Raw genomic sequence first — 14,544 nt, 5'->3', positions numbered from 1 at the left:
AGGGCCCGGCGGGTGTGTGGCCGCCAGGCCCTCGTGTACATGGGAATTGTGGAGATGGCGGGAATCGAACCCGCGTCCAACGGTGCAGAATCAGGGCTTCTCCGTGTGCAGTCTGGTACGAGTTTCTCAGCCCTCCGGATCACCCAGACAAGTCCGGAACGGGCTCAGTCACTGTTAGATTTCCCTCTTCACCCCGTGACCGGGATCAAGGTTTAGTTCCCTAGCTGATGCCAGGATCCGGGTCGGGAACAGCCCCGGGCTGACACTTCGCAAGTCGCTACTTAGGCAGCGAGGGCGAAGGAATCGCGCTTGGTGTTGGCGATTATTGTTTGCGACATATGGTTTACGAGATCATTGCCGCTTCCTCGACACGCTTCCCCTGCTTCGACATCCGCTGTCGAAACCGATCATCCCCATGTTGATTTTTCAAACCGCGCACCCTCGGTGAGGTGCAGGTGCCATCGTACGTGACCAACGCACCGGCGTGCCACCGTATTCCTACTGGCCCCGCTCCCTCCGCTTCGCCGCCGCGATCGCCCGGTCCGACTCCCGCCGGTCCTGCTTCTCCCGCAGGGTCTGGCGCTTGTCGTACTCCTTCTTGCCCCGCGCGAGCGCGATCTCGGCCTTCGCCCGGCCGTCCTTGAAGTACAGCGCGAGCGGCACGATCGTGTGGCCCGTCTCGTCGGCCTTGACCGCCAGCTTGTCGATCTCCTCGCGGTGCAGCAGCAGCTTGCGCTTGCGGCGCGCGGAGTGGTTGGTCCAGGTGCCCTGGGCGTACTCCGGGATGTGGGCGTTGTGCAGCCACGCCTCACCGCCGTCGATGTGGACGAACCCGTCGACCAGCGACGCCCGGCCCTGGCGCAGCGACTTCACCTCGGTACCGCTGAGCACCAGCCCGGCCTCGTAGGTGTCGATGATCGCGTAGTCGTGCCGGGCCTTCTTGTTCTGCGCGACGATCTTGCGCTTGCCGCCCTTCTCGCCGTCCCTGGCCTTGGCGGCCGCCCCGCCCTGCTTGGGCTGGGCCTCCTTCGGTACGTACATTCCCTTGCTCATAGTGCCGCCATTTTCGCACTAGAGAGGGGGCCCGGTACCAGTGCTTATCCGCGCGGGGCGCGGACTACCGGTCGCCGAGCCCGCCGAGCACGGTCCGCGCCTGCTCCAGGGCCTGATCCTCGGTCTCCAGGTCGGGCGTGATGCCCCGCCCGTCGACCTCCCGCCCGGACGGCGTCCGGTAGTGCCCCACGGTCAGCTCGGCGACCGACCCGTCCGGCAGCCGGCTGGGCATCTGCACCGAGCCCTTGCCGAAGGTGCGGGAGCCCACCACGACCGCCCTGCCGCGGTCCTGGAGGGCGCCGGTGAGCAGCTCGGCCGCGCTCATCGTGCCGCCGTCGACCAGCGTGACCAGGGGGCGGGTGGTGTCGCCGCCGGGCTCGGCGTGCAGGGCGCGCTGCTCGCCGTCCACGTCGTAGGTGGCGACCAGGCCGCCGTCGAGGAAGGCGGAGGCGGCGGTGACGGCCTCGGTGACCAGGCCGCCGGAGTTCCCGCGCAGGTCGAGGATGATCCCGCCGCCGCCCGGGGCCTGCCGTGCCGCGGTGCGCACCGCGCTGCCGGAGCCCTTGGTGAAGGAGTCGATGCGGATGACCGTGACGCCGCCGGCGATCCGGCGGGCGGTGACGGAGTCCGTGGACAGCTCCGCGCGGCGCACGGTGAGGGTCCACGCGCGCGTGCCGCGCTCCATGCCGAGCCGGACCGTCGTACCGGCGGAGGCGTCGGTGGCGTCGCCGCGCAGTAAGGAGACGACCTCGGTGACGGGCCGCCCGTCGACCTTCTCGCCGTCGACACTGCGCAGCCGGTCACCGGCCCGGATCCCGGCGGTGGCGGCGGGCGACCCGGCGCGCACCTTGGTCACTTCGATACGGCCGTCCCGCTCGCGCCGCGCCCGCAGCCCGACACCGGTGTAGCGGCCGTCGAGGGCTTCCTCGAACTCCTCGTACTCGCCCGGGGAGTACACGGCGGCCCAGCGGTCCCCGCTGCGGCTGACGGCGCGCTCGGCGGCCTCCATGGGCGACTTGCCGTCGGCCATGGCCTCGGCGGCGGCCTCGGCGACCTGCTCGTGGCGGGCCGCGGTGGTCGAACGGACCGCTCCGGGGGCCGACTTCCGGTCGGGTCCGGGCAGCGATCCGGTGGCCGCTCCGGCGACCAGCACACTGGTGAACACCAATGTCAGGGCGGCCCCGCGGCGCATGCGGCGGGGCTGACAGAACAGGTCACGGCCTGACATGCCGGTGAGTCTAGGACAACGCAAGGGGCCGTACGGCCGGTTGACCGGACGGCCCCTCTTGGCAAGAGTCACACCTTCAGGTACTTGCGCAGCGCGAAGAACGCGGCCAACGCCGGCATCACGAAGCTCGTCGCGAGGATGAGCGGCAGGTACTTCAGCACCGCGTCCCAGCCGATGAAGTTGATCAGATTCAGCTTCTCGGACAGCGCGAGTCCGTGGTCGATGATGAAGTACCGCGCCACCACCAGGAATCCGCAGGCGACCGCGCCACCGATCAGCCCGGCGACCGCGGCCTCCATGATGAACGGCGCCTGGATGTAGAAGCCCGAGGCACCGACCAGGCGCATGATCCCGGTCTCGCGCCGCCGGCTGAACGCCGAGACGCGCACGGTGTTGACGATCAGCATCAGCGCGACCACCAGCATCAGCGCCATCACCGCGCGGGCGGCCCAGTTCATGCCGTTGAGCAGTTCGAAGAGGTTGTCGAGGATCCCCTTCTGGTCCTGCACCGACTGCACCCCGTCGCGCCCGTCGAAGGCGGTGGCGATGACCTGGTACTTCTCCGGGTCGGTGAGCTTGATCCGGTACGACTCCTGCATCTGGTCCGGCGTGAGGGAGCTGGCCAGCGGGGAGTCGCCGAACTGCTCCTTGTAGTGCTTGTACGCCTGGTCCTGGGACTCGTACGTCACCGTGTCGACGACCGTCATCTTCTTCAGGTCGGCGAGGATCTCCTTCTTCTGGTCCGAGGTCACCGCGCCCTTGGCGCAGTTGGGGTCGGACTCGGCGTCGCTCTTGTTGCAGAGGAAGACCGAGACGTTGACCTTGTCGTACCAGTAGCCCTTCATGGTGCTGACCTGGTCGCTCATCAGGAGCGACCCGCCGAACAGGGCGAGCGACAGGGCGACGGAGACGATGACGGCGAACGTCATCGTCAGATTGCGGCGGAGACCGACACCGATCTCGGACAGTACGAACTGGGCGCGCATGGCGTCTGCTTCAAGCCTTTCCGTGGAACTCGCTGCGGTCTCAGTGCTGGTAGCCGTAGACGCCGCGGGCCTGGTCGCGGACGAGGCGGCCCTTCTCCAGCTCGATGACGCGCTTGCGCATCTGGTCCACGATGTTCTGGTCGTGCGTCGCCATCACCACGGTCGTGCCGGTCCGGTTGATCCGGTCCAGCAGCTTCATGATGCCGACGGAGGTCTGCGGGTCGAGGTTGCCGGTGGGCTCGTCGGCGATCAGCAGCTTGGGCCGGTTGACGAAGGCCCGCGCGATGGCGACGCGCTGCTGCTCACCGCCGGACAGCTCGCCCGGCATGCGCTCCTCCTTGCCGCCGAGCCCGACGAGGTCGAGCACCTGCGGCACGGACTTGCGGATCTCCCCGCGTGACTTGCCGATCACCTCCTGCGCGAAGGCGACGTTCTCGGCGACCGTCTTGTTGGGCAGCAGCCGGAAGTCCTGGAAGACCGTGCCCAGCTGGCGCCGCATCTGCGGGACCTTCCAGTTGGACAGGCGCGCGAGGTCCTTGCCCAGAACGTGCACCTGGCCGTGGCTGCACCGCTCCTCGCGGAGGACCAGCCGCAGGAAGGTGGACTTTCCGGAGCCGGAGGACCCCACGAGGAACACGAACTCGCCCTTCTCCACTTCCAGGGAGACATCCCTGAGTGCGGGGCGGGTCTGCTTGGGGTAGACCTTGGATACGTTGTCGAATCGGATCACGGATGCACCACGGGTCGCCGGGGGTAGATGAGCGTGACCTTACGCGAGTCGGGTGCGGGGGCGCAGGCGCCGGTCAGGGTTGCACCACGGATGTGCGTATTTGTACCGGGCTCCGGCCGCCCCCTTTCCCGGCGCCCAGGCAGCCTCCGGAGGAACCTGGCACAGTAGGTGGGGGAACGTTCTGCGCTCCTGAGACGTTCTCCCCCTGGAACCACTCACAAGAAGGGCGAGGCGCATGACGTACGACCGGCTGGTGTGCGCGAACTGCGCGGCGCCCGTGAACGAGGGCCGCTGCCCGGTCTGCCGGGCGAACCGCGAACGGCTGCAGCAGGACAACCCGCTCGGGAACCTGACCCCGATGACGCTGATCGCACTGCTGGCGGTGCTGATCGCGGCGCTGGCGCTGCTGGCGCACCAGACCGCGTAGAGCGGCCTCGCACGACCTGCGCGAAGACATACGAGAAGACATACGAAGGGCCCGGAGCGTTGCTGCGCTCCGGGCCCTTCGTCACGCACTGTGAGCGCGGGCGGCTACCGTCAGGCAGCCGCACCGCCCCGGCCGCCCACCAGGCGCGGAAGCACCCGGAAGCCGACGCCACCGGCGATCATCGTGGCGGCGCCGATGATCAGGAAGGTGGTCTGCGCGGCACCGGTCTCGGCCAGCTCCTCACCACTGCCCTGGGCGGAGGTGTCGGAGGCGGTCTCCTCACCGGTGTCGGTCAGGGAGGAGGAACCCTCCTGCTGGGCGGAGTCACCGGAGCCGCCGTCGGGGTCGGTGTTGTCACCGCCAGCGTTGCCGCCGCCGTTTCCGTTGCCATTCCCGTTGCCGTTGCCGTTCCCGTTGCCCGGGTCCTCGGTCGGCTCGGCGGTGGGCTCCGGGTCCTCGGTCGGCTCCGTCGGCTCCACGGTGGGCTCCGGCGGGTCGGTCGGCTCCGGCTCCCCGGTGGGCTCGGTCGGGATGACGGTCGGCTCGGTGGTGGAGGGCTCCGGTTCCGGCTCCTCGGTGGTGGGCTCCGGGTCCGGCTCCGGCGTGACACAGATGCCGAGCAGGCCGCAGTCCTCGCCCGTGTCTGCGGCAGCGACGCCGGCGGCAGTGAGCGAAGCGCCGGCCGCGATCACGGCACCGGCCGCGATCCGCGCGACACGGATCCGCGTCTTCTTGGTCATGTGGTTGCTACCCCCAGTAGCTCATCGTCAGTGAGGCGGCGCTCGGGGGCGGTGATCGACGGAAGGAGCTGAACTCGAGCCCCCCGGTTCACATGCGCCCCGGAGATACGCATGCCACGCCGCACCCTTCCGATTTTTCAAAGCAACGTCAAGGCCGTTGCGTACGCGATGTCCTGGTACGGGTTCTTTGCCGGAGGAGAACGCCTGTGAGTGTGATGTAAAACCCAGACATCGGGCACAGAAAAGGCAACTGCCGCCCCGAAAGCGGCAGTTGCCTTGTCGACAAAACGCTTCGCTTACTTCTCCTGCTGCTTGCGCCAGCGAATTCCGGCCTCCAGGAAGCCGTCGATCTCACCGTCGAGCACGGCCTGCGGGTTGCCCACCTCGAACTCCGTCCGCAGGTCCTTGACCATCTGGTAGGGGTGCAGGACGTACGAACGCATCTGGTTGCCCCAGGAGTTGCCGCCGTCGCCCTTGAGGGCGTTCATCTTGGCCTGTTCCTCCTGGCGGCGCCGCTCCAGCAGCTTGGCCTGGAGGACGTTCATGGCGGTGGCCTTGTTCTGGATCTGCGACCGCTCGTTCTGGCAGGAGACGACGATGCCGGTGGGGAGGTGGGTGAGGCGCACCGCGGAGTCGGTGGTGTTCACGCCCTGGCCGCCGGGACCGGACGAGCGGTACACGTCGATGCGCAGCTCGGACTCGTCGATCTCGATGTGGTCGGTCTGCTCGACCACCGGAAGCACCTCGACGCCCGCGAAGGACGTCTGGCGGCGGCCCTGGTTGTCGAAGGGCGAGATCCGCACGAGGCGGTGCGTGCCCTGCTCGACGGAGAGCGTGCCGTAGGCGTACGGCACCTGTACGGAGAAGGTGGTCGACTTGATGCCGGCCTCTTCCGCGTACGAGGTCTCGATCAGCTCGGTCCTGTAGCCGTGCCGCTCCGCCCAGCGCAGGTACATGCGCTGCAGCTGCTCGGCGAAGTCGGCGGCGTCGACGCCACCGGCCTCGGCGCGGATGTTCACCAGCGCCTCGCGGGAGTCGTACTCCCCGCTGAGCAGGGTCCGGACCTCCATCTCGGCCAGCGCCTTCTTGACGGAGGTGAGCTCGGAATCGGCCTCGGCGCGAGTGTCCGGGTCGTCCTCCTCCTCGGCCATCTCGAAGAGCACGGCGAGATCGTCGATGCGACCGCGCAGGGTCTCGGCCTTCCGCACCTCGGCCTGGAGGTGGGAGAGCTTGCTGGTGATCTTCTGCGCCTCGTCCGGGTTGTCCCACAGGGACGGCGCGGCCGCCTGCTCCTCGAGCACGGCGATGTCTGCCCTCAGCTTGTCGAGGTCCAGAACGGCCTCGATCGACTCCATGGTCGAGGAGAGGGACTTGAGCTCTTCGGATACATCGACGACTGCCACGCTCCCAGCGTAACGGCTCCGTCGAGCACCGAGGGCCGGTGGCCGCCCGGCGCCCGTGCGACCGGCTCCGGCGGGCCGCCGAGGGCCGTCGCCTCGCGGTCAAGAAGTCCCGGGCGCCGAACTCCCGCGAGCCACCGCAGGCAGCCGCCTCGCGGTCAGGGAGTCTCCGGTGCCGAGTTCTCCATGTCGTCGCGCGGAGTGGCCCCCGGGTCGTCCCCCGACGTCGCCAGCCAGGTACCGGCGCCCGCCGCGGCCACCAGGGCCACCGCCGCCGCCCCCAGGGCCAGCCGGCGCCGCCGGGTCGCCGCGCGGTGCCGGGCCGAACCCGGGCGTGGGGCGCCCGAGGCGCGGGGCACCCGGGCCGTGCCGCGGGCGCCGCCCGCCAGCTCGTCCGGGCCCGGCACCCTCATCGACGTATGGGTGTCGCGGTTGGAGTCGGCCGGCTTCGCGCCCGGCACCAGGGGCACCGCGCCCCGGCGTACCGGACCCGAGGGCGCCGGGGCCTGCGGTGCCGTCTCCTCCTCGACCGGCTCGGTGTCGGGCTCGTCCACGTCCAGCGGCGGCATGCCCGTCAGCATCGGCAGCAGCTCGCGCAACCGCGCCCCCAGCTCCGAGGCGCGCAGCCGGGAGGCCGGCGCCTTCGCCAGGCACTGCACGATCAGCTGCCACAGCTCGTCCGGGATGCCGGGCAGCGGGGCGACCGTCTCCGTCACATGGCGGCGCAGCACCGCCCCGGGGTGGCCGCCGCCGAACGGCGTGAAGCCCGCCAGCAGCTCGTACAGCACCGTGGCCAGGGCGTAGATGTCCACCGACGCCCGCGGCGGCAGCCCCTCCACGATCTCCGGCGCCAGGTAGTCCGGCGTGCCGATGATCTTCGTGGCCCGGGTCCGCTTCGGGGAGTCGATCAGCTTGGCGACGCCGAAGTCGGTCAGGAGCGCGGGGTGCGCGCCGCCGGGGCCCAGCGGGCCCTGCATGTCCAGCAGGACGTTCTCCGGCTTCACGTCGCGGTGCACGACCCCGGCGGCGTGCGCCGCCGCGAGACCGTCCGCCACGTCCGCCACGATCGCCACCGCGGCCTCCGGCGCGAGCCGCTTGTCCCGGTCGAGGCGGGTGCGCAGATCGGTGCCCCGGACCAGGTCCATGACCAGCGCGAGGTCGTTGCCGTCGACGACCAGGTCGCGCACGGAGACGACCCGCGGGTGCTCGAGGCCGAGCAGCGCCGTGCGCTCCTGCACGAAGCGTCCGACGAGTTCCTGGTCGGACGCGAGATCCTCGCGCAGCAGCTTGATGGCGACGGGACCCTCGGGTCCCTCGCCCAGCCACACCGTGCCGGCGCTGCCCCGGCCCAGGATCTGGTGGGCGGTGTACCGGCTGCCGATCTTGCGTGCCAAGACTGCTCCTACAGACGCGTGTTGCCGACAAAACTACGCGTCCGGAGAGCCGGCCTTCACCGCGGAGGCGGAAATCACCCGCCGGGTGTCGACAAATCCACAGAGTCGCTACCGACCTCGCTACTGACCGGAGGACCCGCCGCTCAGCTCGCCGATCCATCCCGTCACCGTGGTGAACCAGTCCGTGAGCTGCTCCCAGTACCCCTTGCCCGTACCGATCCAGTCCTGCAGCGGGCTCAGCTCCCACACCAGCCATCCGGCCACGAACAGGATGACGAGCGTGAACAGGCAACCCTTGAGGCAGCCGAGACCGGGGATCCGCATCGGGTTGGCGCTGCGCTGCCGCGGCTGACGCGGCTCCCGCTGTGGCCGCTGGGGCTCGGGGGCGGGCGGCGGCGCGTACCGCTGCGGCTGCTGGGGGCGGGGCTGCTGCTGGGGTCGCGGCTGCTGCTGCGGGGCGTACTGCTGCGGCTGCTGCCCCTGCTGCGGATAGCCGTAACCGGGCTGCTGCTGGGGCCGGCGCTGCGGCGGCTGCTGCGGGCGCGCGACCTGCCGCTGGGGGCGGCGGCGCAGCGGGTCCTGGCTGGGGTCGAGGTACTGGACCTGCGTCTGCTCGTTACGGTCGCGCGCGGCCCGCAGCTGGTTCTGCCAGGGATGCGGATCCTCGGGCGAGGGACCCCCTTGCCCGCCCTGCGGGACGGGCGGCAGGACGGCGGTGGGGTCGGCGGCGCCGGACGGTCCCCCGGTGTGCGGCAGGACGCTGGTGGCGGCGTTCGGGTCGTAGCCTCCGGCGCCGTGCGGCAGCACCTGCGTGGGGTCGGCCGAGCCCGGGACCGGGGCGGGCGCCGGGTCGGGCGCGAGCAGCGCGGCGACGCCGTCGGCGGCGGCGATCTGCGCGGAGTTCGCGTGCACCCCGATGCCCTCGGCGACGACGCGCAGGCCGCGGGCGAGGTTCTCGGCGCTGGGGCGCCGGTCGGGGTCCTTGGACAGACAGCGCTCGATCACCGTCCACAGCGGGTCGGGGACCGTGGAGGGGCGGCGCGGCTCGGCGCTCAGGTGCTGGTGCAGGACTTCCAGGGCCGAGCCGCCGGAGAACGGGGGCCGGCCGGTGACCAGCTCGTACAGCAGGATGCCGGCGCCGTAGATGTCGACGGCGGAGGTCTGCGGGCGGCCCTCGGCGGACTCGGGCGCGACGTAGGCGGGCGTGCCGACGAACTCGTGGGTGCGGGTCAGGCCCGGGGAGTCGGCGAGGCGGGCGATGCCGAAGTCGGTGAGCATCGGGTGCATCCGGCCGCCGTCCTGCTTGAGCAGGACGTTCGCCGGCTTCAGGTCGCGGTGCACTACGCCGTCGGCGTGGCTCGCGGCGAGGGCGTCGGCGATCTGGGCGGTGAGCAGGGCGGCGGCGACCGGGGTGAGGGGGCCGTTCTCGCGCAGGTAGCGGTGCAGGTCGGGGCCGTCGACGAGGTCCATGACCAGCGCCAGCAGCTCGCCCTCGACGACCAGGTCACGGACCCGGACGATGTTCGGGTGGGTCAGCCGGAGCAGGACGGACCGCTCCCTGAGGAACCGCATGACGATGTCCGCGTCGCTGGCCAGCTCCTCCTTGAGGACCTTGATCGCGACGGTCTCCCCGGGCTGGCCCGGCACGGCCGCCTCGGCGCCCGCGGTCTCACGCTGGCGGGCTCGCCAGACGGTGCCCGTGGCGCCGCGTCCGAGCGGCTCCTCGAGCAGGTACTTGCTGCCGACTGGCCGCACGTCACGCGCTCCCTGCTGATTGCCTGAAAGTGTTGCGATGTTCCGACCCACTGTAGTGCCGGGCGGATCGAAGCAAAGGTTCGCAGGAAAGACGCTCGGGCCGTTCTGTTTGGTTGCCCGAGCCGTGCGTGACCGATCTCAAGTGATCGTGAGCGCGTCAGGTATCAGGCATTTTTGCGGGCAGAGCCGACCAATCAAGATCACTTGTCTGCGGGCGGCGGGCGTGTTGTCAGTGGCAGGTGCGAGGATGCCTTCCGTACTGGCCGATGTGCTCGTGTGGCGGTGGGGGAAGTCCGCGGTGGGGGGACCGCGGGGCGTCGTCCCCGTTCGCGGGTGCCCGCGCAGAAGGGACCGCTGACGGCGATGCAGATCCGGCTGACCGTCGTAGACCCGCTGGGCCCGCCCCCCGCCGCCGCGCGGGGCCGCGCCGCGAGCTGCGACGTGCTGGTCACGGCGCCCGCCGGCACCGCCCTGGCCGCGGTGGCGTCGGCGCTCGCCTCGGCGGTCTCGGCGGGCGAGGGCCCCGTGGTGGTGTACGCGGGCGCGGAGCGGCTCGACAGTGCACGCAGCACCCTGGGCGAGCCCCCGCTGATCGACGGCGCGGTCCTCTCCCTGGGCGCCCCCGCCGAGCCCGAGGCCCATCCCGAGTTCGACGACGCCCCGACCCAGCTCCATGTGGTGGCGGGCCCCGACGCGGGCGGCGTCCACCTCCTGCACGGCGGCCGGATCGAGGTCGGCCGCTCCGCCGACGCCGATGTGCCCCTCGACGACCCGGACGTCTCCCGGCTGCACTGCGCGGTCACGGTCGCCGACGACGGCCACGTCTCGGTCGCCGACCTCGGCTCCACCAACGGCACCACCCTGGACGGCGCCCGCGTGGGCACCCGCCCGGTCCGCCTCGCGCCGGGCGCGCTGCTGCGCATCGGCGAGTCGGCCCTGCGGCTCGCCCCGGCCGGCGGACCGGGGGCCCGGGTGGCGACGGTGCCGGACGGCGAGGGCCACATCCGCCTGTCCGGCGCCCACCCGCGCGGGGAGTCGACGCCGGGCGCCTACGAACCCACCGGGGAGACCCGGCACGGCTACGGCTCGGCCGCCTGGGGGGCGTCCTCGGCCACGCCGGGGGCGCAGCAGCACGGTCCGGTCGTGCCCGGTCAGGGCGGCGCGCCGCGACAGGGCGGTGCGCCCGGGCAGGGCGGTGCGCCCGGGCAGGGCGGTGCGCCCGGGCAGGGCGGTGCGCCCGGGCAGGGCGGTGCGCCCGGGCAGGGCAACGCACCCCGGCAAGGCAGCGCGTCCCGCACCGAGGACCGCGGGTCACGTGTCCCGGCTCCGCGCGGGGGTGACACCCACGGTGCGGGCTTCCCGGCGGATGGGGCCTCTCGCGGGGGCACTCCGGCGGACAGGCACCCTCGTGGGGGCACTCCGGCGGGCGGGCAGCCTCGGGTAGGCGCTCCGTCGGACGGCCGCCCTCGTGGGGGCGCTCCGGCAGACAGGTACCCTCGCGGGGGTGCTCCGGCCCCGGGTGACCGTCCGGCGGGCGGGCCCGGGCTCGGGGGGACGTACGCGTCCGGCGGCCGTGCCTTTGGGGACGGTAACCGCGCGGGCCTCTCGGCCGACGCCCACACCCGCGAGGCGCCCCGGGACGCGCTCGGCGGAACGTACGACCCCGACGGCCGCACCTCCGCGGACGGCCACCGCGCGGGCCGCGAGGCCCCCGGCTCCGCGCACAGCGACCGCGCAGGCCTCCCAGCGGAGGGCCACACCCGCGAGGTCCCCGGGGACGCGCTCGGTAGGACCCACACGTCCGGCAGCCGTACCTCCGCGGACAGCCACCGTGCGGGCCTTCCCGCGGACGGCCACCCCCGCGGGGGCGCTCCGGCTGACGCACGCGGCGAGACGTACGCGCCCGGCAGCCGCACCTCCGCGGACAGCCACCGCCCGGGCCGCGAGGCCCCCGGCTCCGCGTACAACGACCACGCAGGCCTCCCAGCCGACGGCCACCCGCGCGGGGGCGCTGCGGGCACGCCCGGGCTCGGCGGGACGTACACGCCCGATGGCCGTACCTCCGCAGACAGCCACCACGCGGGCCTCCCGGCCGACGCCCACACCCGCGAGGCCCCCCGGGACGCGCTCGGCGGGACGTACGCGCCCGGCAGCCGCACCTCCGCGGACAGCCACCGCCCGGGCCGCGAGGCCCCCGGCTCCGCGTACAACGACCGCGCAGGCCTCCCCACCGACGGCCACCCGCGCGGGGGCGCTCCGGCTGACGCACGCGGCGAGACGTATGCACCCGGCAGCCGCACCTCCCCGGACAGCCACCGGCCAGGCCTCCCGGCCGATACCGACGCGCTCGGCGGGACGTACGCGCCCGGCAGCCGCACCTCCCCGGACAGCCACCACGCGGGCCTCCCGGCCGACACCGACGCGCCCGGCAGCCGTACCTCCGCGGACGGCGACCACGCGGACCGCCGCGGCGGTGGCCGGAGAGGCGGGCCGGCGCGCGGCGCCGAGGGCCCGCAGGGCGGGCGCAGGCGTGGGGGGCTCGGCGCCTGGGCCCGGCGGCTGACCGGCGGACGCGGCGAACCGGCCCCGCCCGAAGCGGAGTCCTACGACGATCAGGGCCCCGAAGCGACCGAGCACCCGTCCGTCGCCGCCGCCCGGCTCCCGGAGACCTGGCCGGACCCCGCCGCCCTGCTGCTCACCGCCCTGGGCCCCGGGCCCCGTCTGTGGGAGCGCGGGCCGGACCACCCCGAGGCGCTCACAATCCGCCTCGGCACCGCCGACCGCCCGGCCCCCGACGGCGCCGGACTGCTGCCCGCCGTACCGGTGACCGCCGATCTGCGCGAGACCGGCGCCCTGGGCCTGGCCGGCCCGCGCGCCCGACTCACCGGCCTGGCCCGCGCGGTGGTGGCCCAGCTCGCCGCGCTGCACTCGCCGGACGCCCTGGAGATCGTGCTGATCAGCGCGGACCGCTCCCGCCCGCTGGAGGAGCGCGCCGCCGACTGGTCCTGGCTGGGCTGGCTCCCGCATCTGCGCCCGTCCCACGGCCAGGACTGCCGCCTGCTGCTGGCCCACGACCGCGAACAGGCCACGGCCCGCACGGACGAGTTGCTGCGCCGGCTCGACGACCACCCGAACCACGGCGAGCAGCCCTCCGCGCGCCCCGCCCACCGCCCCTCCTGGGCCCAGGACGACCCGGCGGCCCCCTTCCCCGGCCCGTACACCGTGGTCGTGGTGGACGGGGACCCCGGCGCCGCCGACGTCCGGGACGCCGTCGCACGGCTGGCGTCGGACGGCCCACGGGCCGGAATCCATGTGGTGTGCCTTGCCGAGACACCACCCGCCTCGCCCGCCTCTCCGGTCACCGAGACCTACCGGGCGGCCTGCGCGGCGGCACCGGTGTTCCGGGAGTGCGGCGCGGTCGCCCTGCTGAGCGGCGATGTGGCGACCGCGCTGCGGCTGATGCGGGTCGCCCGTGCCGCCGGGGCGGACGCCCACGCCGACCCGGCCCCCGCCGCCCCCGGCACCGTGGCGACCGTGGACGCCGTCTCGCTCGCCTGGGCCGAGCGGTTCGCCCGGGCCCTGGCACCGCTGCGGCCGGACGGCACCGTGGCGGAGCGGCAGCCGCGGGTCTCCGCCCCGCTGCCCCAAGCAGCGCGGCTGCTGGACGAGTTGGGCCTGGCCCGGGCCACCCCGGCTTCCCTGATGGCCCGTTGGGCGGACGCGGCCGACGACGCCGAGGCGCTCGGCGGACGCGCGTGCGTCGTGCTGGGCGCCGGTCCGCGCGGCCCGGTCTCCGCGGACCTCGCGGCCGACGGACCGCATCTGCTGATCGAGGGCCCCGCGGGCAGTGGCCGTACGGAGCTGCTGCGGGCGCTCATCGCCTCGCTCGCCGCCGCCGAGCGGCCCGACCGGCTGACCATGGTCCTGATGGACGGCCGGGACAGCGCGGGCGGCAGCGGCGGCGACGGACTGCGCGTGTGCACCGACGTCCCGCATGTCACCACCCACCTCACCGCCAACGACCCGGTCCGGATGCGGGAGTTCGCACAGTCCCTGAGCGCCGAGCTGAAACGGCGCGCCGAGCTGCTGGGCCGCTCGCACTTCACGGAGTGGCACGCGGGCCGGATGGTCTCGGGCCGCATGGTCGCCCAGCGCACGGGCACCGGCGCCGGCGGAGCCGCCGACCTGGACACCCCGCCCAGTTCCACGCTGCGGCTGCGCCCGGCGGCGGCCCGCCGGCAGACGGAGGCCGCACCGCCGCTGCCCCGCCTGGTCGTGGTCGTGGACGACCTCGACGCCCTGGTCTCCCCGGCCCTCGGCTCCCCCGGCCGGCCCGCCGCGGGCTCGGTCGTGCGCGCCCTGGAGGCGGTGGCCCGGGAGGGCGAGCGGCTCGGCGTCCACCTGGTGGCCGCGACGGGCGCGGACGGCCGTACCGCCGAGTCGGAGACGGCGCGCCGGGCCACCCTGCGGGTCACCCTCGACGCCCCGGCCACCGGTCCGGACGAACCGGCGCCCGGCCGCGGCCGGTTGGCCTGGGCGGACGGTCGAGTGACCGCCTTCCAGGGCGGCCGGGTCACCGGCCGCATCCCCCGCACCGCGACCCTGCGCCCCACGGTCGTCCCCCTGGAGTGGCACCGCATGGGCGACCCCCCGGCCCGCCGCCCGGTCCGCGAACTGGGCAACGGCCCGACCGACCTCGCCCTTCTGGCCAGCGCGCTGGAGCGAGCGGCGAAGGAGGTCTCGGCCGCCGAGGTGCCGTCGCTGCTCTAGGAGGAGTGGAGCCTCAGTCACGACGCGGTCACGATCGCCTACTTGACACCGCAGGCACTCT

General features: G+C 73.3%; 10 protein-coding genes and 1 other RNA gene. 2 read left to right on the top strand and 9 right to left on the bottom strand.

The window, feature by feature from the left end; translation table 11 throughout:
• Positions 1-46 precede the first annotated feature (46 nt).
• The 5 genes from ssrA to ftsE form a co-directional block, all read right to left on the bottom strand.
• Positions 47-415: a transfer-messenger RNA gene (gene ssrA / locus ACWD11_RS10100) on the bottom strand.
• 83 nt (positions 416-498) lie between these two features.
• Positions 499-1,041, bottom strand: a complete 543-nt coding sequence (smpB, locus tag ACWD11_RS10095; protein ID WP_389416418.1) for an SsrA-binding protein SmpB — start codon at positions 1,039-1,041, stop codon at positions 499-501.
• A gap of 76 nt (positions 1,042-1,117) precedes the next feature.
• On the bottom strand, positions 1,118-2,281 hold the full coding sequence (locus tag ACWD11_RS10090; protein WP_389415692.1) for a S41 family peptidase: 1,164 nt from the start codon (positions 2,279-2,281) through the stop codon (positions 1,118-1,120).
• A 68-nt stretch (positions 2,282-2,349) separates the two neighbouring features.
• The gene (gene ftsX, locus ACWD11_RS10085; RefSeq protein WP_389415691.1) at positions 2,350-3,267 is read right to left on the bottom strand and encodes a permease-like cell division protein FtsX; all 918 of its coding nucleotides are present in this window, start codon (positions 3,265-3,267) and stop codon (positions 2,350-2,352) included.
• A gap of 40 nt (positions 3,268-3,307) precedes the next feature.
• Positions 3,308-3,997: a cell division ATP-binding protein FtsE gene (gene ftsE, locus ACWD11_RS10080; RefSeq protein ID WP_130436517.1), complete on the bottom strand. Its 690-nt coding sequence runs from the start codon at positions 3,995-3,997 to the stop codon at positions 3,308-3,310.
• 235 nt (positions 3,998-4,232) lie between these two features.
• Between ftsE and ACWD11_RS10075 the strand changes: the two genes are divergently transcribed.
• A complete protein-coding gene (locus ACWD11_RS10075; protein WP_389415690.1) occupies positions 4,233-4,424 on the top strand; it encodes a hypothetical protein in 192 nt (63 codons plus the stop codon).
• A 110-nt stretch (positions 4,425-4,534) separates the two neighbouring features.
• On the opposite strand, the gene ACWD11_RS10070 is transcribed toward ACWD11_RS10075, so the two are convergent.
• The 4 genes from ACWD11_RS10070 to ACWD11_RS10055 form a co-directional block, all read right to left on the bottom strand.
• On the bottom strand, positions 4,535-5,164 hold the full coding sequence (locus ACWD11_RS10070) for a hypothetical protein (protein ID WP_451282379.1): 630 nt from the start codon (positions 5,162-5,164) through the stop codon (positions 4,535-4,537).
• Positions 5,165-5,460: 296 nt separating this feature from the next.
• Positions 5,461-6,567, bottom strand: a complete 1,107-nt coding sequence (gene prfB, locus ACWD11_RS10065; protein ID WP_389415688.1) for a peptide chain release factor 2 — start codon at positions 6,565-6,567, stop codon at positions 5,461-5,463.
• A 155-nt stretch (positions 6,568-6,722) separates the two neighbouring features.
• A complete protein-coding gene (locus ACWD11_RS10060) occupies positions 6,723-7,958 on the bottom strand; it encodes a serine/threonine-protein kinase (RefSeq protein ID WP_389415687.1) in 1,236 nt (411 codons plus the stop codon).
• A 120-nt stretch (positions 7,959-8,078) separates the two neighbouring features.
• The gene (locus tag ACWD11_RS10055) at positions 8,079-9,713 is read right to left on the bottom strand and encodes a serine/threonine-protein kinase (protein WP_451282377.1); all 1,635 of its coding nucleotides are present in this window, start codon (positions 9,711-9,713) and stop codon (positions 8,079-8,081) included.
• Between the two features lie 363 nt (positions 9,714-10,076).
• Here ACWD11_RS10055 and ACWD11_RS10050 point away from each other — a divergent pair, with 363 nt between their 5' ends.
• Positions 10,077-14,483 carry an FtsK/SpoIIIE domain-containing protein gene (locus ACWD11_RS10050; protein WP_451282741.1) on the top strand — a complete coding sequence of 1,469 codons (4,407 nt, stop codon included), beginning with the start codon at positions 10,077-10,079 and terminating at the stop codon, positions 14,481-14,483.
• Positions 14,484-14,544: the final 61 nt, after the last annotated feature.

The organism is Streptomyces sp. NPDC002776, assembly GCF_053592195.1.
The sequence above is the reverse complement of the archived record's forward strand: the minus strand, read 5'-3'. Positions and strand labels throughout refer to the sequence as shown.

Coding starts and splice junctions, on each gene's coding strand:
- smpB (WP_389416418.1), bottom strand. CDS start 1,041: ATGTACGTACCGAAGGAGGCCCAGCCCAAGCAGGGCGGGGCGGCCGCC.
- ACWD11_RS10050 (WP_451282741.1), top strand. CDS start 10,077: ATGCAGATCCGGCTGACCGTCGTAGACCCGCTGGGCCCGCCCCCCGCC.
- ACWD11_RS10070 (WP_451282379.1), bottom strand. CDS start 5,164: ATGACCAAGAAGACGCGGATCCGTGTCGCGCGGATCGCGGCCGGTGCC.
- ACWD11_RS10075 (WP_389415690.1), top strand. CDS start 4,233: ATGACGTACGACCGGCTGGTGTGCGCGAACTGCGCGGCGCCCGTGAAC.
- ftsX (WP_389415691.1), bottom strand. CDS start 3,267: ATGCGCGCCCAGTTCGTACTGTCCGAGATCGGTGTCGGTCTCCGCCGC.
- ACWD11_RS10090 (WP_389415692.1), bottom strand. CDS start 2,281: ATGTCAGGCCGTGACCTGTTCTGTCAGCCCCGCCGCATGCGCCGCGGG.